Source organism: Paracidovorax oryzae ATCC 19882, assembly GCF_000687165.1.
In the GTDB taxonomy this organism is placed as follows: domain Bacteria; phylum Pseudomonadota; class Gammaproteobacteria; order Burkholderiales; family Burkholderiaceae_C; genus Paracidovorax; species Paracidovorax oryzae.
On sequence record NZ_JMKU01000020.1, the window covers coordinates 15,432 to 42,377 of the forward strand.

Consider the following 26,946-nt stretch of genomic DNA (forward strand, 5'->3'; position numbering starts at 1 on the left):
AGGCTCCTGGCGAAAGGTCAGAACGGCGGCGAGCCCGCGGCCTCGGCGGCGTTCTCGATGGGCACGGCGAAGCCGATGCCGATGAAGGTGCGCGCGGGCGTGGGGTTGAGGATGGCGGTGACGATGCCCACGACCTCGCCGTCGAGCGTGACGAGCGGGCCGCCGGAATTGCCGGGGTTGGCGGCGGCGTCGAACTGGATGAGGTTGCGCATCTCCTGCTTGCCCTGGGGCGAATCGAATTCGCGCTGCAGGCCCGAGATCACGCCGGCCGAGACCGAGGGGCCGATGCCGAAGGGAAAGCCGATGGCGACCACGCCGTCGCCGGGCTTGAGGCCCTGCGTGGAGCGCAGCGGCGCGGCCTGCAGGTCGTCCGGCACGCGGTGCGCCTGCAGCACGGCGAGGTCGTTGGCGGGCTGGGCGCCGGTGAGGGAAGCGTCGCTTTCGGAGCCATCGGCGAAGGTGACCTGGATGCGCGACGCGCCCCGCACCACGTGCAGGTTGGTGAGGATCACGCCCTTGTCCACGATCACGATGCCGGTGCCCACGCCGCGCTCTTCCTCCTGGCCCTTGCCCTTGCCTTTCCTGATGTGGGCGAAGCCGGTGACGCGCACCACCGACGGGGCCACGGCCTCGGCGGCGCGCGCGGCGGCCGACGGCAGGGGCTGGGTGGAGAGGGTGTGCAGCACGGCCGCGTCGATGTCCTGCTGGGTGATGCGCGGCGACGGCGGCGGCATGCGCCAGGCCAGCCAGCCGAAGCCGGCCAACAACACGGTCGCCAGCACGGCCGCCAGCGCGCCGCCGAGCCAGCGCCGCGAGGGACGGGCACGGGATGGGGCGGCAGCGCCTGCAGGCCCGGCGCCGCCGGAAGCCGCGGCCGCAGGACCGGCCGGCGGCGGGGCCGCGGACCCGTCCGGGAAAGGATATGGCGGGGAGGCCGCGGCCGGCGCGCGGCGGGAGCTGCTGTAGCGGGCGGGCCTGGGCATGCGGTCACCTCGGGTCAGGGGGCCCGCGCGCGGCGTCGTGCGCCGGGCAGGCGGTTCCCGGCGACGGTAGCACGGAACCGGCCGCCGCGCATGTGTCCGCGTGTTTCAGGGCGGGGGCCAGGCGGCCTGGCGGCTTGCGCGGGACGCCGGAGCCGGCCGACGTGCGCACCGCCCATGGTGCTGGCATGCTCGGGGGGATGGAGACCTGGATCGATACCCACTGCCACCTCGACGAGTTCGAAGCCCATGCGGGCCGGGAGTACCTGGACAGGGTGCGCGCGGACGCGGCGCGGGCCGGTGTCGCGCATTGCGTGCTGCCCGCGGTGGAGCGGGGCAACCTGGAGGCCGTACGCACGCTGGCGCACCGCCACGGCGACAGCTATGCGCTGGGCATCCACCCGCTTTTCACGGGCCGGGCGGAGGATGGCGATCTCGGCGTGCTGGCGCGGGCACTGGAGCAGCATGCGGCGGATCCGCGCCTCGTGGCCGTGGGCGAGATCGGGCTGGATTTCTTCGTGAAGGACCTGGACCCGGCGCGGCAGGAGCATTTCTTCCGCGAGCAGTTGCGGCTCGCGCGGCGCAGCCGGCTGCCCGTGATCCTGCACACCCGGCGGTCGGTGGACAAGGTGCTCAAGGGCCTGCGCGACTTGGGTGCCGAGGGCGGCATCGCCCATGCGTTCAACGGCAGCCTGCAGCAGGCGCACGCCTTCATCGACCTGGGGTTCAGGCTCGGCTTCGGCGGGGCGGTGACCTTCGACCGCGCGCTGCAGCTGCGCCGGCTGGCGGCCGAGCTGCCGCTGGAATCCATCGTGCTGGAGACCGATGCGCCGGACATCCCGCCCCACTGGCTCTACGTGACGGCCGCGGAGCGGGCGGCAGGCGCCGCCCCGGCGCGCAACACGCCGGGCGAGCTGCCGCGCATCGCGCAGATGGTGGCGGACCTGCGCGGCATGCCGGTGGAGGCGCTGGCCCGGGCCGCGCACGCGAATTCCCTGGCGGCGCTGCCGCGGCTGGCGGAGCTGCTGCCGGCGCCTGCGCAGGCCCGCCGCACGGCCACCGAATAGCTACCATAGGCACGCATGCCCCGTTCGCCCCAGTCGTCCCTTTCGCCCGATAGCCCCCCCGCCGACCCGCAGCCCGCCGCGCCCGCACGCCTGGTGGGGCTGGCGCCGGTCGTCTCGGAGCGCACGGTGGTGCTGGTGCTGGGCAGCTTCCCTGGCGTGGCGTCGCTGCGCGCGGGGCAGTACTACGGGCATCCGCAGAACCATTTCTGGCCCATCCTGCAGGCGCTGTGGCCGCGGCACCCGCTGCCCGGCCGCGACCGCTACGCCGAGCGCTGCGCCTGGCTGCTGGACCGCGGGCTGGGGCTGTGGGACGTGTATGCGGCCTGCGAGCGCGAGGGCAGCCTGGACACCAGCATCCGCAACGCGGCGGTGAACGATTTCGCGGCGCTGCGGCCGCGCTGCCCGGCCCTTTCGGCCATCGCCCACAATGGCGGGGAAAGCTTCAAGCACGCACGCGCGGTGCGCGCCGCCTTGGGCCTGCCGGCCGGGCTGCAGGAAGGGCCGGTGCCCTCGCTGCGCCTGCCCTCCACCAGCCCCGCGAACGCGTCCTGGAGCTTCGAGCGCAAGCGTGCCGCCTGGGCCGAGGCGCTGGCCCCCTTTGGATTGATGGATTGAATGACCACCCGCAAGAAAGCCGCAGCCGCCGAGCTGCCCGAAGTCAGCGTTTCCGATGACGGCGACGTGCGCCACCTGCACCTGGGCACGCCCTGGATCCAGGGTTCCATGCGCATCGACGATCCCTTCGATATCGAACTGGAGTACGTGCAGCGCATGATGGCGTGGCTGCTGTTCGTGGAGCCCGCCAGCGTGGGCAAGCGCCATGCGATGCAGCTGGGCCTGGGCGCGGGTGCGATCACCAAGTTCTGCCACAAGAAGCTGCGCATGTGCTGCACGGCGATCGAGCTCAACCCGCAGGTGCTGGCCGTGTGCCGCGCGTGGTTCAAGCTGCCGCCCGACGGGCCGAAGCTGCGCGTGGTGCTGGCCGATGCGGCGCAGGAGATCCGCAAGCCCGAGTGGCACGGCACGGTCGATGCGCTGGCCGTGGACCTGTACGACCACGAGGCCGCGGCGCCGGTGCTCGACAGCGCCGAGTTCTATGCCGACTGCCGCGCGCTGCTCACCGAAGACGGCGCGATGACCGTGAACCTCTTCGGCCGCTCCTCCAGCTACGAGCGCAGCCTCGGGCGCATGGCCGAGGCCTTCGGCGCCGATGCGCTGTGGGCCTTCAAGCCCACGCGCGAGGGCAACACGGTGGTGCTGGCCCAGCGCACGCCGTCGCGGCCGCGCCGCGCCGACCTGCTGGCCCGCGCCGATGCGGTGCAGGCGCGGTGGGACCTGCCCGCGGCCAAGTGGCCGCGCGTGTTCAAGCCCGTGGAGTGACGCGCGATGAGCCGCAGCCTGCCTCCGCCCCATGACGCCGCCGGGCCCGCGGCGCCGGCCGGCTTCGCGGGCCCCCTCGACTGGCGCCGCATCGTCGAGTGGCTGCGCGCCGACGGCGTGATCTCGCAGGAGGAGGCCGCGCGCACCATCGCGCGCTGCTCGCAGGCCGAGAGCCGGCAGCATCCGCTGGTGCGGCTGGCCAGCGTGGCGATGGCGCGCGCGAGCGACGGCAGGCCGCTGGACCTGGAGAGCCTGACCGAATACCTGGCCGGCCGCAGCGGCCTGGCCTACCTGCGCATCGATCCGCTCAAGGTGGACGTGGGCCGCGTGGCCGACATGATGAGCGCGAGCTACGCGGAGCGGCACCGGGTGCTGCCGGTGCAGGTCACGCCGCGCGAGATCGTGGTGGCCACGGCCGAGCCGTTCGTGGACGACTGGGTGGCCGAGGTGGAGCGCCAGTCGCGCCGCGCCGTGCGCCGCGTGGTCGCCAACCCGCAGGACATCCACCGCTACACGGCGGAGTTCTTCGCGCTGGCCAAGTCGGTGAAGGCGGCGCAGAAGGCCGGCGGCGCGAGCGCGGGAAGCAGCTTCGAGCAGCTGGTGGAGCTGGGCCGCAGCAACAAGCAGCTGGACGCGAACGACCAGGGCGTGGTCAAGGTGGTGGACTGGCTCTGGCAGTACGCCTTCGACCAGCGCGCGAGCGACATCCACCTGGAGCCGCGGCGCGAGCAGGGCGTGATCCGCTTCCGCATCGACGGGGTGCTGCATCCGGTCTACCAGATGCCCATGGGCGTGCTGAACGCCATGGTGTCGCGCGTGAAGCTGCTGGGCCGCATGGACGTGGTGGAGAAGCGCCGCCCGCAGGACGGCCGCATCAAGACCCGCAACCCGCGCGGCGACGAGGTGGAAATGCGCCTCTCGACCCTGCCCACGGCCTTCGGCGAGAAGATGGTGATGCGGATCTTCGACCCGGACAACACCGTCAAGGACCTGGACGCGCTCGGCTTTTCGCCGCACGACGCGCAGCGCTGGGAGGCGCTGGTGCAGCGGCCGCACGGCATCATCCTGGTGACCGGGCCCACGGGCTCGGGCAAGACCACGACGCTCTACTCCACGCTCAAGCGCCTGGCCACCGAGGAGGTGAACGTGAGCACGGTGGAGGACCCGATCGAGATGATCGAGCCGAGCTTCAACCAGACGCAGGTGCAGCCGCAGCTCGATTTCAGCTTCGCGGAAGGCCTGCGCGCGCTCATGCGGCAGGACCCGGACATCCTGATGGTGGGCGAGATCCGCGACCTGGAGACGGCGGACATGGCCGTGCAGGCCGCGCTCACGGGCCACCTGGTGTTCTCCACCCTGCACACCAACGATGCCCCGTCGGCCATCAGCCGGCTGATGGAGCTGGGCGTGCCGCCCTACCTCATCAATGCCACGCTGCTGGGCGTGCTCGCGCAGCGGCTGGTGCGCACGCTCTGCAAACAGTGCCGCCAGCGCGACGAGGCGGCCGGCATCGAGCGCCTGGCCGAGGTGGTGCGGCCCTGGAAGATCACCGGCGGCTACCACCCCTACCGGCCGGTGGGCTGCGTGGACTGCCGCATGACGGGCTTCCACGGCCGCATGGGGCTCTACGAACTGCTCACCGTGAGCGAGGCGCTGAAGGAGCGCATCACCCAGTCGCCCTCCATCGACGCGCTGCGGCGGCAGGCGCTGCAGGACGGCATGCGCCCGCTGCGGCTGGCCGGCGCGCTGCGCGTGGCCGAGGGCGTGACCACGCTGGAAGAAGTCATCGCCGCCACGCCCCCGCTCGAGTCACGTGACCGCGCCGCGCCGCCTGCGACCGCCTGAGACCCCGTTCCGTACTGCGAAAATCCCGAAATCCGTCCCGGTCTCCGGGACGGCGTTCTCGCTGGGCGCGTTGCGGTTTTCCCTAGGTACCGGATAGGTGGTATCCACATCGGTGCGGCCGGGGGGGTGATTGCACAATCGCCCGTCAACTTCGTGTAAGGAGTCGTTTCGTGAAAATAAAGAGCCAGAAAGATTTCTTCTCAGGCCTCATGTTCATGGGTGTGGGGGTCGCTTTCGCGGTCGGTGCCACCAGTTACAGCGTCGGCAGCGGCGCGCGCATGGGTCCGGGCTATTTCCCCCTGATCCTGGGCATCCTGCTCGCCATCCTGGGGGCGGCCATCACCTTCTATGCCACCGTGGTGGAGAGCGCCGATGGCGACAAGATCGGCAAGTGGGCCTGGAAGCCGCTGTTCTTCATCCTCGCTTCCAACTTCGCTTTCGGCGTGCTGCTCGCCGGCCTGCCGAGCTTCGGCGTGCCGGCCATGGGCCTGATCGTCGCCATCTACGCGCTCGTGTTCATCGCGAGCCTGGCCGGCGACACCTTCAACGCCAAGGAAGTGTTCATCCTCGCCACCATCCTCGCGGTGGGCAGCTACGTGGCTTTCGTGTGGGCGCTGAAACTGCAGTTCCCCGTGTGGCCCAGTTTCATTTCGGGTTGAGCGGGAGCATCGAAGACCATGGAATTGTTTGACAACCTGGCGACCGGCTTCGGCGTCGCCTTCACCTTCCAGAACCTCATCTACTGCCTGATCGGCTGTATTTTGGGGACGCTGATCGGCGTGCTGCCCGGCATCGGGCCCGTGGCCACCATCGCCATGCTGCTGCCCGCCACCTACGCGCTGCCGCCCGTGGCCGCGCTCATCATGCTGGCCGGCATCTACTACGGCGCGCAGTACGGGGGCTCGACCACCGCGATTCTCGTGAACCTGCCGGGCGAGTCATCCTCGGTGGTGACCGTGATCGACGGCTACCAGATGGCACGCAAGGGCCGCGCGGGCCCGGCGCTCGCCGCCGCCGGCCTGGGCTCGTTCTTCGCGGGCTGCGTGGGCACGCTGATCCTGGCCGCCTTCGCGCCGCCGCTGACCGAAGTCGCCTTCAAGTTCGGCCCGGCCGAATACTTCTCGCTGATGGTGCTGGGCCTGATCGGCGCCGTGGTGCTGGCCTCGGGCTCGCTGCTCAAGGCCGTGGCCATGATCGTGCTGGGCCTGCTGCTCGGCCTGGTGGGTACCGACGTGAACTCGGGCGTGGCCCGCTACAGCTTCGACATTCCTGAACTGACCGACGGCATCAACTTCGTCGTGATCGCCATGGGCGTGTTCGGCTACGGTGAAATCATCGCCAACCTCTCCAAGCCCGAGGACGACCGCGAGGTGTTCACGGCCAAGGTGCAGGGCCTGTTCCCCACCAAGGAAGACTTCAAGCGCATGATCCCCGCCGTGCTGCGCGGCACGTCGCTCGGCGCGGCCCTGGGCATCCTGCCCGGCGGCGGCGCGCTGCTGGCGGCCTTCGCGGCCTACACCATCGAGAAGAAGACCAAGCTGAAGCCGGGCGAAGTGCCCTTCGGCAAGGGCAACATCCGCGGCGTGGCGGCTCCCGAGTCGGCCAACAACGCCGGCGCGCAGACCTCCTTCATCCCGCTGCTGACGCTGGGCATCCCGCCCAACGCCGTGATGGCGCTGATGGTGGGTGCCATGACCATCCACAACATCCAGCCCGGCCCGCAGGTGATGACCAGCAACCCCGAGCTGTTCTGGGGCCTGATCGCCTCGATGTGGATCGGCAACGCGATGCTGATCATCCTGAACCTGCCGCTGATCGGCATGTGGATCAAGCTGCTCACCGTGCCCTACCGCTGGCTGTTCCCCTCCATCGTGCTGTTCTGCGCGGTGGGCGTGTACGGCACGAACAACAACACGTTCGACGTGTGGCTGGTCGGCATCTTCGGCTTCATCGGCTATATCTTCCACAAGCTGGGCACCGAGCCGGCGCCCCTGCTGCTGGGCTTCATCCTGGGCCCGATGATGGAAGAGAACCTGCGCCGCGCGCTGCTGCTGTCCCGCGGCGACTGGAGCGTGTTCGTCACGCGCCCCATCTCCGCCGGCCTGCTCGCCGCCGCCGTGCTGCTGCTCATCATCGTGCTGCTGCCCGCCGTGAGCAAGAAGCGCGAGGAAGCCTTCGTCGAGGACTGACCCGCGCAGGGCACATCCTCTTCCACGATTGGGAAAGACGGCACCTTCGGGTGCCGTTTTTTCTTGGGCGGGAGGGTCGTCAGGGCATGACGGCGGAGTCGGGCAGGGGCGGGCAGCCGGTGCATTCGGGAGGGATGTTCTCGAAGACGACGTCGCGGCCTATGCGGACCTTGTTCATGGGGGGATTCAGATACCAATAGATCTGCCCGTTGATCCAGAGATCCACTACTTCGCTTTCTCCAAGCAGGGTTTCTGGTTGAATGCGGTAGATGCGCACGAAGGACGGGAACTTCATTTCGTGATGCATGAGCCGCTGCAATGGCGATGCATCGTAGAAATCAAGCCGATAAACGCGGCGCGGGCTGATCGACTGTCCTTTGTGCTTCGGCGTTACTGCATAGCAAGCCACTCCTATTAGAGCGAGCGCCAGGAGCGTTTTCAATGCCCATGATGCACATTTCATTTGTGTAGTTTGCATGGGCTACGAGGGGAATTTTGTAGACCGGCAACGGCAATTGCCCATACTGCCTTCCCACCGTGCTCAGGGCATGACGGCAGAATCCGGTAAAGGCGGGCAATCCGTGCATTCCGGCGGGATGTTCTCGAAGACTACATCGCGGCCCACCCGGACCTTGTTCATAGGAGGATACAGATACCAATAAATCTGCCCATTGATCCATAGATCTACTACGCCGCTCTCTCCAAGCAGTGTCTTTGGATCGACACGGTAGAGTCGGATGACGTGGGGGTAGCGCATATCCCGATGAACCAGCTTTTGGAGCCATGAGGCTTCGTAGTAATCGAGCCGGTAGACGCTTCCGGGGCTGTAGTGGCTTCTTTGGTATTCAGGAGTGGTGAGACTGCAGATGATGGTCCCAAGCACTGCAATGCCGAGGAGCAGGGCAGTTACCTTGAATCGACGGGTGGTGGTCATGGGAGCGGAAGTGCTGGTTCCAGAGGGTGAGGCCCGTTTCATATCCATGGCGTGCGTTGCCTTGGAGAGTGAATGTGACGGGCAAGACCTCCCCTGGATAGTTCAGGGCATCACTGCTGAGTCGGGCAGCGGTGGGCAGCCGGCGCATTCCGGCGGAACATTCTCGAAAACGACGTCGCGGCCCACGCGGACCTTGTTCATGGGGTCTTCCGTGTACCAGTACAGCTCTCCATTCATCCAGAGATCGACCACCTTGCTTTCGCCGATCAAGGCATTCGGCTGGATGCGGTATAGCCTCACGAATGCGGGCATCTTGAAATCGCGATGCAATAGTCCTTGTAGGAAAGAGGCTTCGTAGTACTCGATCCGATAGGTCTTATAGGGGCTGACAGAGGTATGGAACAGGTGGGGGCGGGTGCCCTGCCATAGGCCAACAGCAATTGTGGCTATGAATAATATAAGGAATGAATTCCGGAGAATGAGCCATTTTTTTTGAATTTTATTTACCATAAAAATTTTTGAGGAAAAGGTAATTTTATCCGATGCACATCAGAAACAATCATGAAATCACCACCCCTATTGTTTTTCTCTCTCCAACGACGGAAGTCCTGGTTTTGTACGAGATATTTATGGCTTTGCACCGATTCGGGTGACTCGTCCGCTACTGCATCCTCAATCGGCACAGTCAGGTGGGTGAGGATGCCGCATTCCATTCCATTGAATCCCCAACAACCAAGGGGCTGGGAGATAAAAGATTTTCCATCGTTGAAATCATAAGAATCCCGTAAGTAGAATCCTAATTCGTCGATCTCGACCATGGCTTTGCCGCTGTCCAGTGGAGTAACGATTCCTGTGACAGCCACCTTTAACTGCGCCTCACCCATGGCCCCATAGAAATCGTCCATGGGGTCACTCATACGGCCAAAGACCAAGTAATTAACCTGACAGGTTTTGTCAAGGATTTTGGCGGGAAGATTTAGATCGCCAAATCGCCAGCATTGCTGTTGCCGGCCTTTGTTTTGCCGTTCCACCTGGTCTCTCAATTGTGCAATCCCTGCTGGACTTGCCCAATTCGTGCGCAGCCTATCCATGGCCGCCTGTACCCTTGCGAATCCCAGAGCCCACCCCATCGAAATGGTGGTCTCATCAAGCTGCGATGCCGGCAGTTGGCTTAGGCGTTGCCCTTCCACGCTGCCTTTGACCTCAGGCGTCATCTGGTAAGCCGCCCCATTGAACCACCGCTCCATCAACGCCGCAGCCACCGGCCACCCCAGCCGCGAACGCATCACGGACGGTATGTCGCGCAACTGGAACAGCGGCGTCGCATATTTGGGCTTGTTGCTCCGCCCGAGAACGGCTTGCAGCGCCTCTTGCGGCGCTTTCATCAGATCGACCATCTTTCCTCCCTCTTCATCTCGCACTGCACTGCGCGGCACGATGATCGGCGCGGATTATGCGAAGAGAACCGGCGCAAAACCCTTCCTGGCACGGTAGAGATAAGTGGCGAGACGTAACAATTCCAACCGCCGAAACGCATGCCGTCACCGCTTGACTGCCCTGTGCAACCCGTGCCAGTACCGTTTTCCCCGCCCATCGCGTCCCACGCTGCCAGCCTTGCGCAAAGCCGCGGGCCGCATTTCACGGCACATGCCACACTGCGGTTTTCCCCGCCTTCGCGCCCGCGCGCCCGTCCCGTGCCTTCCGATACCGCTGCCTCTCCTCCTCCCGCAAAAGCCGCCACCGGCCTCGTCCTCGCCCTCGTGGGCGCCATCGCCTTCAGCGGCAAGGCCATCATCGTCAAGCTCGCCTACCGGTACGGGGTGGATGCGGTCACGCTGCTGATGTACCGCATGCTGTTCGCGCTGCCGATCTTCGCGGTGATGGCGTGGTGGGCGAGCCGGGGCAAGCCTGCGCTGTCGCGTCGCGACTGGGCGGGCATCGTGGGCCTGGGCGTCACGGGGTACTACCTCGCGAGCTTTCTCGATTTCGCCGGGCTGGCCTACATCACGGCGAGCCTGGAGCGGCTCATCCTGTACCTCAACCCCACGCTGGTGGTGGTGCTGGGCTGGCTGCTGTACGGGCGCGGCATCCGCCGCGGGCAGGTGCTGGGCATGGCGATCAGCTACTGCGGAGTGGTGCTGGTGTTCGGCCACGAAGCGAGCCTGCAGGGCAAGGACGTGGCCTGGGGCGTGCTGCTGGTCTTCCTCTCGGCCGCTAGCTATGCGGTCTATCTGGTGTACAGCGGCGAGATGGTGCGGCGCATCGGGTCGCTGCGGCTGGTGGGCCTGGCCACCACGGTGGCGTGCGTGTGCTGCATCGCGCAGTTCGCGGCACTGCGCCCGCTCTCGGCGGCGGTGGTGGCGCCCGAGGTGCTGTGGTTGTCGGTGTGCAATGCGGTGCTGTGCACGGCCGTGCCGGTGCTGCTGGTGATGATGGCGATCGAGCGCATCGGCGCGGGCGCGGCGGCGCAGGCCGGCATGATCGGGCCGCTGTCCACGATCCTGATGGGCGTGTGGCTGCTGGGCGAGCCGTTCACGCTCTGGGTGGCGGCCGGCACCGTGCTGGTGATGGCGGGCATCTTCGTGTTCACGCGAATGAGAAATTGATCCCCCCTGAGCCGCCTTCGGCGCCTCCGTGCAGCCGCCGGAGTCGGCAGCTCTTCAGGCACGTCCAGGCCTGCGCAGGCAGGCCCGGAGCCGCGGCCTTCAGCCCCCGGGGGGACGACGCCCGCGGCCCGGCAAAGCCGGTTCCGCGGCGTCTGCTGGCATGGCCTGCTCCGCGGCCATTGGAACGGTAGCGCCGCTAGGATTCGGACGCCTTGCCCCGAACGTGGGAGGCTATTCCCCGGCATCCCACGCGGATGCCGGGCTTCCGTACCATCGCGGTTCCGGCGCCGGGCGCGCCACTGACAACCACTGCGTTGCCGCATCGCGCGGCACGGCGCGGAACGAAAGGACACGCACTATGGATCTGGGTATCACGGGCAAATGGGCACTGGTGTGCGGCGCGAGCAAGGGGCTGGGCTATGGCTGCGCCGAGGCGCTGGTGCGCGAGGGCGTGAACGTTGTCATCAATGCGCGCAACCCCGAGGACCTGCGCCTGGCGGCCGCGCGGCTGGCTTCCGCGGGCGCGGAGATCACGGCGGCCGCGGGGCACAAGGGGCCGCCGCCGCAGGTGGTGGCCGTGGCCGCCGACATCACGACGCCGGAGGGGCGCGAGGCGGCGTTCGCCGCACCCGGCGGGCCGGGGCGCGATTTCGACATCGTGGTGACGAACGCGGGCGGCCCGCCGCCCGGCGATTTCCGCGAGTGGGACCGCGAAGCCTGGATCCGCGCGGTGGATGCCAACATGCTGACGCCGATCGAGCTGATCAAGGCGACGGTGGACGGCATGGCGGCGCGCGGCTTCGGCCGCATCGTGAACATCACGTCGAGCGCGGTGAAGGCGCCGATCGACATCCTGGGCCTGTCCAACGGCGCGCGCAGCGGCCTCACGGGCTTCGTGGCGGGCGCGGCGCGCAGCAGCATCGCCGCCAAGGGCGTGACCATCAACAACCTGCTGCCCGGCAAGTTCGACACCGACCGGCTGGCGGCCACCATCCAGGCGGCGGTGAAGAAGTCGGGCAAGAGCGAGGACGATGTGCGCAGGGCCCAGCAGGCGGCCATTCCGGCGGGCCGCTACGGCACGCCGGAGGAGTTCGGCGCGATCTGCGCTTTCCTCTGCAGCGTGCAGGCAGCCTACCTGACCGGGCAGAACGTGCTGGCCGACGGCGGCGCCTACCCCGGCGCGTTCTGAGCGGCGGAGGCCTGCGGGCGTTCAGTGCCGGCCCACGAGGCCGACCAGCAGGCGCGCCAGCGCCAGCCGGGCGCGCGTGTAGGGGGGGAACAGCAGCCGCAGCCCGTTGAGCGGGCCATCGGCCAGGCAGGCGCGCTCGTGCGAGAAGGCGCGGAAGCCGTGCCAGCCGTGGGCGCTGCCCAGCCCGGAGCGGTTCACGCCGCCGAAGGGCAGGTTTGCATGGGCGTATTGCTGCACGCACAGGTTCACGCCCAGGCTGCCGGAGCTGGTGCGCGCAGCCACCCGGGCGATGGCTTCGCGGTCGCGGCTGAAGATGTAGAGCGCCAGGGGCTTGGGCGCGGCGTTGGTGCGCGCGATGGCCTCGTCCAGCGTGTCGAAGGTGCGCAGCGGCATGACCGGCCCGAAGATCTCCTCGGCCTCGATGCGGGCGTCTTCCGGCACATCGGCCAGCAGGGTGGGCGCGACGTAGCGCGCGGCCGCGTCGTGCGTGCCGCCGTCCAGCGCCACGGCGCCGCGCGCGAGTGCATCGTCCACCAGCTCCGCCACGCGTGCGGCATGCCGCGTGCTCACCATGCGCCCGAGGTCGGGGCTGGCGGCCACCGCGTCCGCGCCGCGCCCGTAGTGCCGCGCGACCGCCTCGCGCCAGCATTCGGCGAAGCGGGCCGCCACGCTGCGGTGCACGAGCACGTGGTCGGGCGCGACGCAGGTCTGGCCGGCGTTGGCGAGCTTGCCCCAGGCCAGCATGCGCGCGGCGGCGGGCAGGTCGGCGCTCGCATCCACGATCGCGGGCGACTTGCCGCCCAGCTCCAGGGTGACGGAGGCGAGGTGGCGTGACGCCGCGGCCATCACCGCCTGGCCCACGGCGGGCGAACCGGTGAAGAAGATGTGGTCGAAGGGCAGGGCCAGCAGCCGCGTGGCGGTGGCCACGCCGCCCTCGACCACCGCCACCTCGGTGGGCTCGAACACGTCCGCGATGACCTCGGCGACGAGGGCATTCACGTGCGGCGTGAATTCCGAGGGCTTGACGATGGCCGTGTTGCCGGCCGCCACGGCAGATACCAGCGGGCCCAGCACCGTGTTCAGCGGGTAATTCCACGGGCCGATGATGAGGCAGCGTCCGCGCGGCTGGCACTGCACGTGCGCCCGGGTGCCGATGGTGGCGAGCGTGGGGCCGACGCGGCGCGGCCGCATCCAGCGTTGCAGGTGGCGGATGGCGTGGCCGGCTTCGCCGAGCACCGGCAGCAGTTCGGTCAGCTCCACCTCCGCCGCGGGCTTGCCGAGGTCGGCGCGGAAGGCGGCGTACCAGCGTTCGCGGCGCACCTGCACGGCATGGTGCAGGCGGCGCAGCATGCCGCGGCGCCGGGCGGCATCGGAGGTGCGCAGGGCCAGGGCCGTGGCGGCCTGGGCATCGAAGAGTGCGCGCACGACGTCCTCGGGGGCATCCGGGGGTGCGTTATCGCGTGCGGGAGGCAGCAGCATATTCAGTAGCCCTTGCTTTCCTCGGGCAGCAGGCCGTGCCGCACGCGCTGCCGGGCCCGTTGCTCGTCCTTCATGAGCCGGCGGTTCGCCACGTGCCGCACGATCCAGGGCAGGGGGCGTACCACGCCGCCGCTGGCCGCGGCGAGCACGTAGGCCTTGGCGCATTTCTCGAACAGCTCGGCATTGAGTGCCAGCCGCGCGCCGGTCATGCCCAGCGCCAGCGGTTCGCCCTGCACCAGCAGCACGTTGCCGCCCCGGCCGAGGGCGGATGGCAGCCGCTCGCCGGCCGCCGCGGGCAGGGGCGGCGCCATGTGGCCGAGGTGGCGCACCTGTTCGTCGAACACGCCGGGCATGGCGCCGCCGAAGCTTTCCAGGCAGAGCCCGAACGGCCCGCCACCGGAGGCCACGGCGCAGACATCGGGGCGCAGCGCGTACACGCCCGCATGCAGCGGCGCGCGCGCATCGGCCGGCCCCAGGGCGTCCGGTTCATCCAGGCCGGGCAGAGGCAGGCGGCGCGGCGCGACATCTGCCGCGCGGCCGAACCACATGTCGCCGGTGCCGGGAATGCGCAGCGACAGCGCCGGCCGGCGGCCGCCCAGCAACTGCCGGGCTTGCAGGCGGTCGCGCAGCGTGTGCCAGAGCTGCTCGAGGGTTGCATCCATGGCGGCCTCCCTCACACGAGCGCGAACACGTCGTCGAAGCGGTTGAGGGCGTCGTCGATGACGCCGTCCGTATCGGCCAGGCTGGTGTAGATGCGGCTGCCCGCCAGCGTGACCAGGCCGTGGGCGGTGTAGGCCGCGCCGATCTCCTCCATCATGTGCTTGCGTTCCTTGGCCTCGTTGCGCACCCGGATGAGCTTCCACAGGCTGCCCGTGTCCAGCAGCAGCACGCCCGAGGTCTGCAGGTGGACGATGGAGCCCATGTTGTAGGCCACGTAGGGCAGGCCGCGGCGGCGGATGATCTCTTCCAGCCCGGCGCGCAGGCGGTCCCCCGCCCGGCCCGCGACCACGGCGGCCTGGGTGCGCTCGGCCTCGACGAGGGCGTGGTAGCCCGCGGCGCACGACAGGGGGTTGGCCGAGAGCGTGCCGCCCACGAAGGCCCGGCGCGAGGTGGTGCCAATGCCGCCCACCAGCGACATCATGATGTCGCGCCGCCCGCCGATGGCGCCGGCCATGGGGTAGCCCCCGGTGAGGCACTTGCCGAGCACGGTGATGTCCGGCACGACGCCGAAGTAGGCCTGGGCGCCGCCCATGCCCACGCGGAAGCCCGTGACCACCTCGTCGAAGATCAGCAGCGCGCCGAACTCGTCGCACAGCGCGCGCACCTGCCGGTTGTAGTCCGCGAAGACGGGCCGCGTGCCGCTCTCGGGGCCCAGGGGTTCGAGCAGGACCGCCGCCGTGCCGCCGCGCAGGCGGTTGAGCTGCAGCTTGCGCCGCAGGGCGTCGAGGTCGTTCGGCGGGCATTCCTGCGTGGGGCCGGTGGCGCCGCGCGGGATGCCGGTGGCCTCCATGCGGCCGGTGTTGGGCAGGCGCATGCCATAGACGAGCTGGTCGCTCCAGCCATGGTAGGCGCCGCCGATCTTGATGATCCGGTGCTTGCGGGTGAAGGTGCGTGCCAGCCGCACCGCGCCCATCACGGCCTCGGTGCCGGAGCCCAGCAGGCGCAGCATCTCCACGCCGGGCATGTGGCGGCACACCAGCTCGGCGAGCTGGACCTCGTATTCGTGCAGCAGGCCGGTGACCGGCCCGCACCCGTCCAGCAGCTCGTGCATTTTCTGGCGCACTGCCGGGTGGTTGCTGCCCAGCAGCGTGGGGCCGCCGGCCTGCAGGAAATCGATGTAGCGGTTGCCGTCCACGTCGGTCAGGTAGGCGCCTTCGGCCTGCGCGATGGCCAGGGGGAACGGGTGGTTGAAGGCCAGGTTGTGCTGGATGCCGCCGGGGATGACGGCCCTGGCCTGTTCAGCCAGGCGCTTCGATCCCGCGCATTTCTCGTCGAACCAGCGCAGCACCTTGGGCATGGCGTCGCGCCGCACGGGGCGCATGGGCTGGCGGATCAGCTCGGCGAAGCGCTCGTAGAGCGCGGCGGTGCCGGGCCAGGCGGAGATGGCGGAAGGCACCGTGGCGGGGCCGGCGGCGGCAGGGGCGGACGCGGAGGGAAGGGGGGCGGGGTGTCTCATGGCGTGGGCGGCGAAGGGAAGGGGCTGGGAGAGGGAGCTGGCCGGTGCTCACTACGCCGGCAGGCCTTCCCGGGAAGGGGCGGGCTGCAGGGGCGGGAGGGTCGGATGGGGCCCGGCGCTCTGCTGGAGCGCATCGTGGACGCGCCACAGCGCATCGCTGCCGCCGGTGTCGGCGAGGGCGGTGGCCTTGGCGGCGCGTTCGGCGATCCGGTCGGCCAGCAGAGCGCGCGCCAGGGCTTCCAGATCGTCCACCGCCTGCAGGGCGGCCTGGCTGTCCCGGCCGCAGCACAGGATGCCGTGGTTGCGCATCAGGTAGGCATGCGTGCCGGGCCGCACCGTCCGCGCGAATTTGGACGCGAGCCAGCCGGTGCCGGAAGGGGCGTAGCCCACCATGGGCAGGAAGGGGCCCAGCGTGGCTTGCCAGCGCGGCGGCACGGGCACGGCGCGGCCCAGCAGGGCCAGGGCGCTGGCGATCGGCTGGTGCGTGTGGATGCTGCAGCCGGCGTCGGGCCGCGCACGCAGCAGGCCGGCATGCAGGCCTGCCTCGACCGATGGGGCACGGTCGCCATCGACCTGCTGCAGGTCCGACAGGCGCAGCACGCAGACGTCGGCGGGCCGCATCGCGTGGTAGTCGATGGCCGAGGGCGTGACGGCCACGTGCCCGGCATCGAGGCGCAGCATGATGTTGCCGCCCGTGCCGGCGAAGTAGCCGAGGCGCGACAGGGTGAGGCAGAGCTCCACGACGTGCTGTTTCTGGGCAAGGTGCTTCATGGCGATTCCGGAACGGGCGTGGGGGAGGCGGGGGCCGCAGCCGCGGGAGCGCCGGCGCTGGCGGCCGGCGCATTCAGCCGGCGGTAGAGGGGCGCCAGGCGGGTGCGCACCTCCTTGAAGGCTTCGAACTTGTCCGCATACAGGCGCTGCAGCGCGGCGGCCGGCTCGTACACGCGGCGCGTACGGCGCAGCCGGTGCAGCCCGGCGAATTCCAGCTCGCCGATGCCCACGCCGGCGATGAAGGCCGCGCCGATCGCGTTGGCCTGGATGGGGTTGTCCGGCTGCCGTATCGGCTGGCCCGTGACGTCCGCCATGATCTGGCACCAGACCTCGCTCTGCGCGCCGCCGCCCACGGCGGTGACGGTGCCGGGATCGCGGCCGAGCAGCCTGGCGAAGGGCTCCATCATCCAGCGCGTGTTCAGCGCCACGCCCTCCAGGAAGGCGCGGAAGATGTCTTCGCGCGAGTGCTCCAGCGAGAGGTTGACGAGCCCCGCGCGCAGCCGCGGGTCGTCCACCGGCGTGCGCTCGCCGAAGAGCCAGGGCGTGTAGATCAGGCCGCGCGCGCCGGGCGGCACCCGGGCGGCGATGCGGTTGAGCACTTCGTACACCTCGGGGTGCTCCTCGTCGCTGGCGAGTTCGTCGGGGTGGTAGAGGATGCGGTCGCGCAGGAACGAGAGGTTCGCCCCGGCGGTGGATTGCAGTGCCATGGCCAGGTAGCGGCCGCCCACCGCGCAGGGCACGGCGGCGATCTTGCGGAATACGTCGGTCTTCATCGCCGGCACGTGCGCGCCGAGCCAGGACGAGGTGCCCAGGTAGAGGTGCGTGGCGTAGTCGTCCACGGCCGCGCCCACGGCGACGGCGGAGTTGTCCACCGCGCCGGCCACCACCATGGTGCGCGGGTCCAGGCCCAGGGCCTGCGCGATCTCGGGCCGCAGCGGGCCCAGCACATCGGTGGACTGCACGATCTCGGGCAACTGGCATGCCTCGATGCCCAGCTGCTTCAGCAGGCCGGCGTCGTAGCGGACGCGGTGGGGATCGCGGTTGTCGGTCACCCAGGCCGTGAGGATGGAGTCCTGCGTGGCGCACACGCGGCCGCACAGGCGCATGTTGAGGTAGTCCAGCGCGTTGAGGAATTTGTCGGTGCGCTCGTAGAGGTCGGGGCGCTCGTCGCGCACGTAGGCGATGTGGCCGGCGATGTCGCGGCCGGTGCTGGAGGGCGCCCCGCCCGTCAGGCGCAGCCAGCGCCACAGCTTCAGCGGCGCGTAGCCCGCGATGTTGGCGAAGCGGCCCCGGGTGCGCCGGGCGATGGCGGCGGCCCCGCGGGCATCGAGCCAGCTGATCGCACGTCCCAGGGGCCTGCCGGCGCGGTCCACGCACACGGTGACCTCGGTCTGGGTGGAGCAGCAGACGGCCACCACCTGCCGGCGCCGCGCCGCATCGGCCTGCAGCAGTTCGGCAGCGGCATCGAGCAGGGCCCGCCACCAGTGCTCCGGGTCCTGCTCGGCCTGCATGCCCTGCACGTGCAGGGCCACGGGGCGGAAGGACCAGGCGTGCACGGTGCCGTCCAGCGACACGAGGGCGCACTTGCAGCCCGAGGTGCCGAGATCGATGGCCAGGACCAGTCGTTGCGCGGGGGGCATGGCCATCCTCAGAACTTGCGCGAAACGGCGAGCACGAGGCGGTTGCCGTCGGTCGCGCGCAGCCGGTCGCCGTCCATCACCTGGAACATCTCGCGCACGCGGGTGCGCGGCATGACGTATTCGGCACTCCAGTCGAAGCCCCAGCGGCGGTGCAGGATGCCCACGGAGTAATCGGAGAAGTCCACCTCCTTGAAGTGGCGGATCTTCTGCGTGCCCGCGTGCAGTTTCAGCGTGGTCTGCGCATCCAGCGCGATGCGGTAGTCCAGGTCGAACAGCCAGCTGCCGCGCGAGTTCTGCTCGCCGCGTGCATAGCACTCCAGCGCCCGTGCCGGATCGGCCGACACCGACAGGATCTGGCCGCAGACGCCGCCCGTGTCGGCGCCGCGGTAGGTCTTGGAGATCACGTTCAGGATGCGCCCTTCGAGTGCGCCCCAGCCGATCTCCAGCACCGCGTACGAGGTGTCGTAGCGGGTCGTGCGGAAGTCCGTGGGCGCCCCGGCGTCGGGGTCGATCGCATGCGGCGCGCTGAAGCGCGCGCCGGGGAAGAACTCCGTGGCCAGCCCGGCGCCGAAATGCCAGCCGTCCGGATCGCCGAAGCGCCATCCGGCGCCCAGCAGCAGGTTGTAGCCGTCGCTGCCCGTGTAGGCCTTGCTGCTGACGGTGGAGAACTGCGCCTGCGCGACCAGGCCGCTTTCATGGGCGACCTGCACGCTCAGCTGCGCGCCGGGGCGCATGACCGAATCCGAGATGCCGCGCGTGCGCTGGTCGCTGACGAGCTTCACCTCGGTCTCGACGGCATAGCTGGCGGTCTCGTCGGCCTGGGCGGCGGCAGCGGCGCCGCCGTACAGGGCGCCGAAGGCACCGAGGGCGGCGAGGGGAAGCAGGGTGGAGCGCATGGAGGGCCTTTCTGGAGCGGGGCGGGGCAGGGCGTGGACAGGAGAAGGCATGGGCGGGCCGTGTCAGTGCCGGCAGGCCGGCGCCGCGGGGATCCCGTCGACGCGCTGCAGCCGCTCGGTCTGCCCGAGCAGTTCGGTGCCCACGAACGCGCGCACCTGCAGCTCGCCCGACTTCACGCGCAGCGCGCCCTTGTATTTGCGGCTGTCGCGCGGGTCATACACCCAGCCGTCGCGCCAGGCGTCGTTGTCGTAGCGCTCCAGGCGGGCGATCTGCACGCCGCAGGTGTCGCGGGGCTGGCCGGCGTCCTTGTCCCAGACGACCTGCCCGCAGAGCGCGGAGGGCGCGTCGGCGCAGGGCTTGAACTCCAGCACCGCGTCCTTCTCCGCGGTCATCCACAGCCCCTTGGCGTCGTCGGGGGCCGCCCGGGCCGGCGAGAGGATTGCCGACAGCAGGCCGGCGGCGAGGAGGAAGCGCGTGCGTGGGGTCATGGAAGGCTCCATGTTATTTGATAGTGATGACTAGTTTATAGCGATGACTATTTTTGTGACAGCGGTGTGGCATCCGTGGAAACCCTGACCAGCCATGGCGGAACCCGGGAATACAGGCAGCACGGAGGAGGCGAAGGACATGCGCGGCCGGGCGCCCGGTCCCTGGGGCGCAGGCGTGGCGTGGGCGAAGACCGCTGCAGCGGCCCGCGCCGGCCGAAATGCCGCGTCACCAAGAGTGGCGATAGACCAGGCAGCGCGCGGTGCCGTGGCGCTGTCAGCGGCGCGCCGCAGGGCGGGCAGTGCAGTGCCTGCGCACCGGGACTTTCGTCAGCCGGCCAGCGCGCGGCGGCGGGCGACGGATCCCAGCGCGAGCACGAGCACCGCCGCCGCGCCGAAGGCGGCGCTGACCAGGGGAACGGCCTGCGCCTGCTCGCCCTCGACGAAGAACGATGCGACCAGCGGGCCGCACGCGATGCCGAACAGCTGGGCGGCGGGCACCAGCGAGGCCACGCGGCCGCTGGGGTCCGCATCGAAGGCCAGGCGCATCTGGAACGGCGTGATGAACAGCCACAGGAAGGCGAACAGGCCGCAGAGCAGGACGAAGGCCGTGGCGCCGCCGCCGGCCGTGGCCGGCACCGACAGGGCCACGGCACCCAGCAGCAGGGAGGCGGGCAGCAGCACGGCCGGTGCGCCCACGGTGCGCACGAGGGCCGATCCGCAGCTGCCGCCGACGACCTGGATGCCCAGGCAGGCGGCGACCAGGGTCTGCACGGCCGTGGCCGAGAGGCCCGCATCCCTGCCCAGAGGCTCCACATAGGCCCAGAGCGCGCCCAGGGTGGACAGCTGCAGGAAGGCCGCGAGCAGGGGGACCGCGCGGGCGGGCGTCCAGGCGAAGCCGCCGTTGTCCGCCACCGGCAGGGGCTGCAGCGAACGGGGCAGCGCGGGTGCCAGCAGCGCCGGCAGGACCAGCAGCGCGGCCAGCAGTGTGAATGCGCCCTGCCAGCCGTGGGCCGGGATGACCACGTTCGCCAGCAGCAGGCCGACGAGCGCCTGGGCCACCGTCTGGGTGACGAAGAAGGCGCCCGCGATCCGGTCGGGCTGGGCGCTGCGCACGATCACCGCCGTGGTGCCCCAGACCAGGATGCCCTCGGCCAGGCCCGCGGCCCCGCGCACCAGGGCGAAGCCCGGGACGCCGCTGGCGTGCAGCGTGCCCCAGTCCAGCGCCGCGGCCGCCAGCGCGGCGCCGGCTGTTGCCAGGGGGAGGAGCCGCAGGGGCAGCACCTGGTCGCCGAGCAGCACGCCCAGCGCCAGGGCGACGATCTCCGCCATGGCCACCGCACCCAGGCCCTCGAGGCCGAGGCGCCCGGCCTCCAGCAGTTCCCCGAGCAGGATCGGCTGCAGCCCCAGGGTCAGCAGCGCGAGCGATCCGGCGCCCAGGGCCGACAGCAGGGCGAGGGGGCGGATCTCTTGCTTGATGCAGGTCATGGGGCCATCCAAAAACATAGTGATTGCTATCGTATAGTCAGCGGGCCCGGAATGCCATCCGCGATACCCTGGGAGAATCCCGAACCGACATGACCAAAACCGCCGCCTCCCGGCCCCGCCGGCCCCAGCCCGACCTGGCCACCAAAGTGCAGCCCGCGCAGCAGCGCGCGGCCGACACGTTCGAGCGCATCCTCGAAGCCGCCGCGCAGACCCTCGACGAGGTGGGCATCGAGCGGCTGTCCACCAACCTGGTGTGCGAGCGGGCGGGGCTGACGCCCCCGGCCCTCTACCGCTACTTCCCCAACAAGTACGCGCTGCTGTCCGAACTGGGCCAGCGCCTGATGCAGCGCCAGAACGAATGCGTGGGGCGCTGGATCGGCGCGGAAGTGTTCTCGCACGGCGAGCAGGCCCTGGCGAGCGCGCTGGAAGGGCTGCTGCTGGACACCTACGAGGTCACGCGCAGCACCCCCGCCGGGGTGTGGATCATGCGCGCCATGCGCGCCGTGCCCGCGCTGCAGCAGGTGCGGCTCGCCTCCCACGCCGAGGTGACGCAGGCGCAGACGCAGTTGCTCGCGCAGGTGCTGCCCGATACGGACCGCGGCGAGCTGCGCCTGGCCAGCCGCGTCGTGGTGGAGATGATCTATGCCGCCGTGGAGATGCTGTTCGACGAGGCGCTGGACCCGAAGGCCGTGGCGCGCACCGTGGCCGCCATGCTGGCGAGCCAGCTGGGGCGCACGGCGCAGGCGGTGACCCCGGTGCCCGCCGCGGCCCCCCGGCCTGCGCGCAAACGCACGCGCTGAGCTCCGCCAGCGGGGAGGCCTACATCGCCCAGATGCGGGGCAGCCGGGCCGGCAGGCCCCAGAGCTGCCCGCGCCAGGCGCCCCAGGCCTGCCGCAGCAGTTCCATGGCCGGCTCCACCACGGGCGCCAGCACGCGCACCACCACCACCTGCGGGTGCGGGCTGGTCGCGCCCGCGGTCTCCCGCAGCGCATGGGCATCGATCACGGCGCGGGCCGCGTCCAGGGCCGCCTCCCGGCGCTCCCGCGGCAGCGCCTCGCCGGCCACGAAAAACACCGACGCCAGGCAGCGGTGCCCGGCCAGCCCGAGGCGGCCGTCCATCAGCAGCGCGTCGGCGGCGTCGATGTTGCCGCGCTCCAGCCAGATGCCGGGCACCTCGATGTGCTGCGTGAAGCGTCCTTCGGCGAAGGGCTGGCCCGAGTGCGGCAGGCCCAGCGCCGTCACGTCCCAGGCGATGCATTCGGCTCCCGGCGCGAGCGAGAGGGTGAGCCGGTTCTCGGCCTGGCAGGCGCTGTAGCAGAGCGCCTCCAGCGGCAGCCACTCGAGGCGCGCTCCGGCGGCCAGCGTGGCCTGCGTGCGCTGCAGCGCGGGAGCGCCGGTGGAGCGGTAGAAGCGCGTGGCGCCCGGCGTGGTCACGAGGCCGTGGGCTCCCGGCGCGACAGTGGCCGAGATGTCCAGCGTGTCCCCGCCCACCAGCCCGCCCGGTGGATGCACGAGCACGTTGTGGCAGATGCCGTCGCCCTCGGGGTAGAGGCTCTGCAGGATGCGCAGCGGTCCGTCGTGGAGGAAGCGGGCCACGGTGCGCGGGCCTTCCCGCCGGTAGTCCAGTTGCAGGCGGGCGTGCCAGGTCATCGGTCGTGGTTGCCTTGCGGGTCGTTGCGTGGGTTGGAGCGAGCGCCGCATGATAGCCGCGGCCCGCAGCGTCCCGGGGCCGGACGGCGCGCGCCGGGCTCAGGCCTTCCAGGCGCCCTCGTGCGATGCGGAGGCTTCGGCGACCAGCGCCGGGCCGATGCATTCGATCGGGTGCGGCGAGGCATCGAAGACGTCGCGGCAGGAGAGCTCGGCATCGCGCTGGTCCTGCCGCTCGCCGCGGAAGCCGCGCAGGCGCACCGCGTCGATGCCGTACACCACGCGGCCGATGTTGGCCCAGAAAATGGCGCCCGCGCACATCACGCAGGGCTCGCCCGACGAGTACAGCGTGGCGCGGGCCAGGACCTCGCGCGCATGCTGCGGGCTCGCCACGCGGATGGCGGAGGTTTCCGCGTGCGCCGTGCAGTCGCCGGTTTCTCCGTTGGCGTTCCAGGCTTGCGCGAGCACCGTGCCGTCGTCGCCGACGATCACCGCGCCGAACGGCCGGTTGCCGCGCGCGCGGGCCTGGTCCGCCAGGGCGATGGCCTGCCGCAGGTAGCGGCCGTCGCGTTCGTCCAGCGGCACTTCCCCGGGCAGGGCCATGGCGCTCATGCGGCGCCTTTCGGGCCCGCGGGCAGGAAGCCGGGGTTGAATACCCGCTCGGGCGCGGGCTTCGCGGCCAGCTGGAACACGGTGGCCACCTCGTCGATCTGGCGCCCGAGCACGCCGGGCTGCACGCTGCCCAGGGCCTGGGCCGGCAGGTCGGGCGGCGCCAGGTACTGCCGGGTGATGGACCAGCGCTCGCGCTCCACATCCATGTTGAGGATGGGCTCGCGCGCCTTGATGGCGGCCAGTGCCGCATCGGGGTTGGCGAGGGTTTCGCGCAGCGCCCGCTGGCTGGCGCGCAGGAAGCCGCGCGCCACCTCGGGCTTTTCCTGCAGCAGCCGGCCCGCCAGCAGGGCGTTGCCGTACAGGTGCAGCCCGGCCTTGCCGTACTCGAGCACGGCGAGATCCCGGGGCGGCATGCGCGCGAACAGCGACACGGCGGAGTCATGGAAATAGGTGGCGGCATCGACATCGCCGCGCACCATCACGTTGTCGCGGGCGCTGAAGTCGGTCGTCACCCACTCGAAGAGATCGGGGCCGGTCTTGAGCGCGCGCGCCACCATGGGCCAGCAGCGGCGCGTGGATTCGACCGCCGCCGCGGCCACGCGCTTGCCCTTGAGCGAGAGGAAGTCGGTGGTGATGCCGCGGTCCTTGCGGCCGATGATGACGAAGGGCGCGCGCTGGTAGTACTGGTAGATGGCCTGCACCGGCGTGCCGGGGTTCTGGGCCTGGAACTCGACCAGGGAGCTGAGGTCGCCCAGGCCCAGGTCGTAGGCGCCGCTGGCTACGCGCGTGATGGACGCGACGGAGCCCGAGCCCACGTCGATGCTCACGTCCAGTCCCTCTTCCTTGTAGTAGCCCTTGGCAAGCGCGAGGAAGAAGGGCGACGTCTGGCTGGTGACGCGGAAGTCGAGCGTGAACTTCAGCGGAACGAGCGTGCCCTGCGCATGGACGAAGGGCGCGAATGGCGCGCCCAGCGCGGCGGTGGTGGCGAGGGAGCGTGAGAGAAACTGGCGTCGTTGCATGGCCGTGCCTCGGTGGTCATTGCGGGATGGCCGGTGCGCCGCTCGGCGTGCGCCGCGCGCAAGGGCACGGCGCACCGCCGGGCGCGCACCGGTGCGGATCGAGCAATTTCCGGGCGACGGCGGGGCGGGCCCCACCGTGCTGAACGCTTCTACTCGCCGGCGTCAATGCATGAAGCGTGCCCATCGTGACGCCGCCGGCACGGCATGCGCGAAAGCCGGGGCAGGCGGCGTTGGTGCTGCGTTGGTGCGCCATGGGCGCGCCGGCAGTGCACGGCATTCCCGTATTCCTCGTTCTGGTGCGCGCGGTCACCGCGGCAGGGCGGGGACGGCGGTTTTGCCTGGCCCGCGGATTGCATCCGGCCCTGGCGAGAGTAGAAGCGTTCAGCAGGGCCGCCACCCCGTTTGCAGGGAGGGCGGCCGGCGGGTCATTGCTCTTGAAGCCGGAACCGGCACCGTGCCCGGCACGGTGCCGGCGCCTTTCCCACTTCAAGGGCCTGCGCCGCGTGCGCCATGGATGGTGACCATGTGCGTGCCTCCATGGCCCTTGCATGCTGCAACGACAAGGAAACCACCATGACTTCTGCCACCATCCCCGGCACGGCGACCGACCACTCCGGCGTCCGGGAGGAGCTCTCCCGCGAGGCCCGCATGGGCGGCCTGGGCGAGGAAACGCGCGAGCGCGAGGTGCGCTGCATCGACATCTCGGATTTCGACCGCCGCAAGGAAGAGATCGCCGAACAGCTCTGGAGCGCGTCCGTCGATATCGGCTTCTTCCAGGTGTCCCACCACGGCATTCCCATCGAGGACATCCGCGCGGCCTTCGCGCGGGCCGAGGCCTTCTTCGCGCTGCCGCGCGAGACCAAGGCGCAGTGGCCGCTCGCGCGCAACGCGGGCTGGGAGCACAAGGCGCAGATCCGCCCCTCCACCCGCACGCCGGACCAGAAGGAGTCCTACCAGGTCACGCGCCCGCGCATGGAGGGCCTCTGGCCGACGGAGGAGGAACTGCCGGGCTTCCGCGCGGCGACGCTGGCCTTCGAGCGCCAGTGCTGGGAGGTGGGCATGCGCCTGCTTTCGTGCTTCGCGTGGAAGCTGGGGTTCGACGACGCGTTCTTCACCCGCGCGCACGATCCGGCCGTGCCCGCCTACCAGAGCACGCTGCGCATGCTGCATTACTTCGCGGTGGATCCGGCGCTGAAGGACGAGCTGGGGCTCTGGCGCGCGGGCGCGCACACCGATTTCGACTGCCTGACGCTGCTGTTCCAGCGCCCGGGGCAGGGTGGACTGCAGGTGCTGCCCGGCAAGGAGATGGAGGGCCGCCGCTGGACGCCCGTGGAGCCCGCGGAAGGGGTGGTCACCTGCAACATCGGCGACATGCTCACGCGCTGGAGCGACGACGTGCTGCCCAGCAACTTCCACCGGGTGCGCAATCCGTTGCCGCACGAGTACCAGGGAGCGCGCTACAGCCTGGCGTTCTTCTGCCAGGCCAACGAGGATGCGGTGATCGCGGGCCCGGCCGGCACGCATCCGCCGATCACGGCGGGCGAGTACCTGAAGCAGCGCATCAGCGCGAACTTCTCCAACCGCTACTGACGGCAGTGGAGGTCAGCGCGCGCCCCGCTGGGGAGGGCGCGGGCCTCCGCGGCCTTCGATGTGCCGGAAGGTCAGGCGGCCCTTGTTGAGGTCATAGGGGGACAGTTCCAGCGACACGCGGTCGCCGGCGAGCACGCGGATGCGGTGCTTGCGCATCTTGCCGCCCGCATAGGCGATGAGCTGGTGCCCGTTGTCCAGGGTCACGCGGAAGCGGGAGTCGGGGAGGACTTCCTCCACTTTGCCTTGCATTTCGATCAGGTCTTCTTTGGACACGGAACTCCTTCGGATGGTGGGAAAGAAAGGGATGGATGGACGCGGGGCCGTGCGTCAGGCCGCGCCGTGCAGGGCGATGTGCCGGCCCTGGTCGATGGCATAGAGCGAGGCCAGGGCATCGCTGTCGAACTGCGGCAGGAAGCGGAAGACGCGGTCGTGCATGCCGCGGCGGACGGAGACGGAGGCGGTGTAGCGGCCCGAGTCGATGCGCCGGGTGAGCGGCGTGACGAGGTAGCGGCCCACTGCCAGGGCGACTGGTGTGTGCATGTCGGAACGATAAAAAGCGGGCGTGCGGCGCGCGCACGCGGGGAAACACAGGACGCCGGTGGAGGCCGGGCGCGGCCGGATGGGAGGCCGGCGGCGTGGAAGCAGGTGGCGGAAGCCGCCAGGGGCGACGCGGGCCGGGAGTCCGGAACGGAGCGCGTCGTGAAAAAAGGAAGGAGCTTGCCGGAAGGAAGGCGGGCCGTGGTGCGGGCCCTGTGCGGCGGGGCATGCGGGACGATGCGTGCGCCGTGGGCCCCGGCAAGGCAGGCATGTCGCCAGGGCGGGGCACAGTGTAGCGCATGCGCGCCGGCCCGTGCGCGGCAATGGCCATGTGTTGCTTGCTGGCAATGGGCCATCACGCCTGCATGCTGCCGTGCTAGCCTGTGCCTTGATTTTCCAACCGAAGGTACGTTGC

General features: G+C 70.1%; 28 protein-coding genes. 10 read left to right on the plus strand and 18 right to left on the minus strand.

Annotated features, from left to right (window positions below; all coding sequences use genetic code 11):
* Positions 1 to 17: 17 nt before the first annotated feature.
* Complete coding sequence (locus T336_RS0115925; RefSeq protein WP_026433301.1) at positions 18 to 983, minus strand: S1C family serine protease; 966 nt, start codon at positions 981 to 983, stop codon at positions 18 to 20.
* Positions 984 to 1,180: 197 nt separating this feature from the next.
* On the opposite strand from T336_RS0115925, the gene T336_RS0115930 reads away from it, so the two are divergent.
* The 6 genes from T336_RS0115930 to T336_RS0115955 all read left to right on the plus strand — a co-directional run bounded on the left by T336_RS0115930 (position 1,181) and on the right by T336_RS0115955 (position 7,461).
* Positions 1,181 to 2,047 (plus strand): TatD family hydrolase, encoded by an 867-nt coding sequence (locus T336_RS0115930; protein ID WP_026433302.1) that lies wholly within the window; start codon positions 1,181 to 1,183, stop codon positions 2,045 to 2,047.
* A 15-nt stretch (positions 2,048 to 2,062) separates the two neighbouring features.
* Positions 2,063 to 2,662 (plus strand): DNA-deoxyinosine glycosylase, encoded by a 600-nt coding sequence (locus T336_RS0115935; protein WP_026433303.1) that lies wholly within the window; start codon positions 2,063 to 2,065, stop codon positions 2,660 to 2,662.
* Positions 2,663 to 3,427 carry a class I SAM-dependent methyltransferase gene (locus T336_RS0115940; protein WP_026433304.1) on the plus strand — a complete coding sequence of 255 codons (765 nt, stop codon included), beginning with the start codon at positions 2,663 to 2,665 and terminating at the stop codon, positions 3,425 to 3,427. It begins immediately after the preceding gene.
* 6 nt (positions 3,428 to 3,433) lie between these two features.
* The gene (tfpB, locus tag T336_RS0115945; protein WP_026433305.1) at positions 3,434 to 5,272 is read left to right on the plus strand and encodes a type IV pilus assembly ATPase TfpB; all 1,839 of its coding nucleotides are present in this window, start codon (positions 3,434 to 3,436) and stop codon (positions 5,270 to 5,272) included.
* A 170-nt stretch (positions 5,273 to 5,442) separates the two neighbouring features.
* A complete protein-coding gene (locus tag T336_RS0115950) occupies positions 5,443 to 5,931 on the plus strand; it encodes a tripartite tricarboxylate transporter TctB family protein (protein ID WP_013593507.1) in 489 nt (162 codons plus the stop codon).
* Positions 5,932 to 5,949: 18 nt separating this feature from the next.
* On the plus strand, positions 5,950 to 7,461 hold the full coding sequence (locus tag T336_RS0115955) for a tripartite tricarboxylate transporter permease (protein WP_019700082.1): 1,512 nt from the start codon (positions 5,950 to 5,952) through the stop codon (positions 7,459 to 7,461).
* A 79-nt stretch (positions 7,462 to 7,540) separates the two neighbouring features.
* Here T336_RS0115955 and T336_RS0115960 read toward each other — a convergent pair whose 3' ends face one another.
* From T336_RS0115960 to T336_RS26200, 4 genes are all read right to left on the minus strand, one after another.
* Positions 7,541 to 7,939: a hypothetical protein gene (locus T336_RS0115960; protein WP_026433306.1), complete on the minus strand. Its 399-nt coding sequence runs from the start codon at positions 7,937 to 7,939 to the stop codon at positions 7,541 to 7,543.
* 63 nt (positions 7,940 to 8,002) lie between these two features.
* The gene (locus tag T336_RS26195) at positions 8,003 to 8,395 is read right to left on the minus strand and encodes a hypothetical protein (RefSeq protein ID WP_084151443.1); all 393 of its coding nucleotides are present in this window, start codon (positions 8,393 to 8,395) and stop codon (positions 8,003 to 8,005) included.
* 102 nt (positions 8,396 to 8,497) lie between these two features.
* Complete coding sequence (locus tag T336_RS27610; RefSeq protein WP_404821593.1) at positions 8,498 to 8,707, minus strand: hypothetical protein; 210 nt, start codon at positions 8,705 to 8,707, stop codon at positions 8,498 to 8,500.
* A gap of 191 nt (positions 8,708 to 8,898) precedes the next feature.
* Entirely contained in the window at positions 8,899 to 9,792 is an 894-nt protein-coding gene (locus T336_RS26200) for a DUF6402 family protein (protein WP_084151444.1), read from the minus strand.
* Positions 9,793 to 10,089: 297 nt separating this feature from the next.
* On the opposite strand from T336_RS26200, the gene T336_RS0115975 reads away from it, so the two are divergent.
* Positions 10,090 to 11,001, plus strand: coding sequence for a DMT family transporter (locus T336_RS0115975; RefSeq protein WP_035226245.1), 912 nt, complete (start codon positions 10,090 to 10,092; stop codon positions 10,999 to 11,001).
* Between the two features lie 358 nt (positions 11,002 to 11,359).
* The gene (locus T336_RS0115980) at positions 11,360 to 12,190 is read left to right on the plus strand and encodes an SDR family oxidoreductase (protein WP_026433309.1); all 831 of its coding nucleotides are present in this window, start codon (positions 11,360 to 11,362) and stop codon (positions 12,188 to 12,190) included.
* A gap of 21 nt (positions 12,191 to 12,211) precedes the next feature.
* Here the strand turns inward: T336_RS0115980 and T336_RS0115985 are convergent, their stop codons facing one another.
* The 8 genes from T336_RS0115985 to T336_RS0116020 all read right to left on the minus strand — a co-directional run bounded on the left by T336_RS0115985 (position 12,212) and on the right by T336_RS0116020 (position 21,126).
* Positions 12,212 to 13,669: an aldehyde dehydrogenase family protein gene (locus tag T336_RS0115985; protein ID WP_051647257.1), complete on the minus strand. Its 1,458-nt coding sequence runs from the start codon at positions 13,667 to 13,669 to the stop codon at positions 12,212 to 12,214.
* A 2-nt stretch (positions 13,670 to 13,671) separates the two neighbouring features.
* Entirely contained in the window at positions 13,672 to 14,331 is a 660-nt protein-coding gene (locus T336_RS0115990) for a class II aldolase/adducin head domain-containing protein (protein WP_026433311.1), read from the minus strand.
* Between the two features lie 11 nt (positions 14,332 to 14,342).
* Positions 14,343 to 15,845, minus strand: coding sequence for an aspartate aminotransferase family protein (locus tag T336_RS0115995; RefSeq protein WP_051647259.1), 1,503 nt, complete (start codon positions 15,843 to 15,845; stop codon positions 14,343 to 14,345).
* A gap of 51 nt (positions 15,846 to 15,896) precedes the next feature.
* Positions 15,897 to 16,616, minus strand: a complete 720-nt coding sequence (locus tag T336_RS27225; protein ID WP_026433313.1) for a class II aldolase/adducin family protein — start codon at positions 16,614 to 16,616, stop codon at positions 15,897 to 15,899.
* Entirely contained in the window at positions 16,613 to 18,262 is a 1,650-nt protein-coding gene (locus T336_RS0116005; protein ID WP_051647261.1) for a xylulokinase, read from the minus strand. Before T336_RS0116005 ends, T336_RS27225 begins: the two co-directional genes overlap by 4 nt.
* 2 nt (positions 18,263 to 18,264) lie before the next feature.
* On the minus strand, positions 18,265 to 19,152 hold the full coding sequence (locus T336_RS0116010; RefSeq protein WP_026433315.1) for a TorF family putative porin: 888 nt from the start codon (positions 19,150 to 19,152) through the stop codon (positions 18,265 to 18,267).
* 63 nt (positions 19,153 to 19,215) lie between these two features.
* Entirely contained in the window at positions 19,216 to 19,641 is a 426-nt protein-coding gene (locus T336_RS0116015; protein ID WP_019702497.1) for a DUF2147 domain-containing protein, read from the minus strand.
* Between the two features lie 327 nt (positions 19,642 to 19,968).
* The gene (locus tag T336_RS0116020; protein WP_100208466.1) at positions 19,969 to 21,126 is read right to left on the minus strand and encodes an MFS transporter; all 1,158 of its coding nucleotides are present in this window, start codon (positions 21,124 to 21,126) and stop codon (positions 19,969 to 19,971) included.
* Between the two features lie 89 nt (positions 21,127 to 21,215).
* Between T336_RS0116020 and T336_RS27515 the strand changes: the two genes are divergently transcribed.
* Positions 21,216 to 21,926 (plus strand): TetR/AcrR family transcriptional regulator, encoded by a 711-nt coding sequence (locus T336_RS27515; protein ID WP_019703575.1) that lies wholly within the window; start codon positions 21,216 to 21,218, stop codon positions 21,924 to 21,926.
* A 19-nt stretch (positions 21,927 to 21,945) separates the two neighbouring features.
* Here the strand turns inward: T336_RS27515 and T336_RS0116030 are convergent, their stop codons facing one another.
* From T336_RS0116030 to T336_RS0116040, 3 genes are all read right to left on the minus strand, one after another.
* Positions 21,946 to 22,776 (minus strand): urease accessory protein UreD, encoded by an 831-nt coding sequence (locus T336_RS0116030; protein WP_026433317.1) that lies wholly within the window; start codon positions 22,774 to 22,776, stop codon positions 21,946 to 21,948.
* Between the two features lie 99 nt (positions 22,777 to 22,875).
* Positions 22,876 to 23,385, minus strand: a complete 510-nt coding sequence (locus T336_RS0116035; RefSeq protein ID WP_026433318.1) for a nucleoside deaminase — start codon at positions 23,383 to 23,385, stop codon at positions 22,876 to 22,878.
* Positions 23,382 to 24,404: an ABC transporter substrate-binding protein gene (locus T336_RS0116040; protein WP_026433319.1), complete on the minus strand. Its 1,023-nt coding sequence runs from the start codon at positions 24,402 to 24,404 to the stop codon at positions 23,382 to 23,384. Before T336_RS0116040 ends, T336_RS0116035 begins: the two co-directional genes overlap by 4 nt.
* A gap of 573 nt (positions 24,405 to 24,977) precedes the next feature.
* Here T336_RS0116040 and T336_RS0116045 point away from each other — a divergent pair.
* A complete protein-coding gene (locus T336_RS0116045; RefSeq protein ID WP_026433320.1) occupies positions 24,978 to 25,994 on the plus strand; it encodes an isopenicillin N synthase family dioxygenase in 1,017 nt (338 codons plus the stop codon).
* Between the two features lie 12 nt (positions 25,995 to 26,006).
* On the opposite strand, the gene infA is transcribed toward T336_RS0116045, so the two are convergent.
* Together infA and T336_RS0116055 are read right to left on the minus strand one after the other, a co-directional pair.
* Positions 26,007 to 26,267 carry a translation initiation factor IF-1 gene (infA, locus tag T336_RS0116050; RefSeq protein ID WP_013593528.1) on the minus strand — a complete coding sequence of 87 codons (261 nt, stop codon included), beginning with the start codon at positions 26,265 to 26,267 and terminating at the stop codon, positions 26,007 to 26,009.
* Positions 26,268 to 26,321: 54 nt separating this feature from the next.
* On the minus strand, positions 26,322 to 26,534 hold the full coding sequence (locus T336_RS0116055) for a hypothetical protein (RefSeq protein WP_026433321.1): 213 nt from the start codon (positions 26,532 to 26,534) through the stop codon (positions 26,322 to 26,324).
* Positions 26,535 to 26,946: the final 412 nt, after the last annotated feature.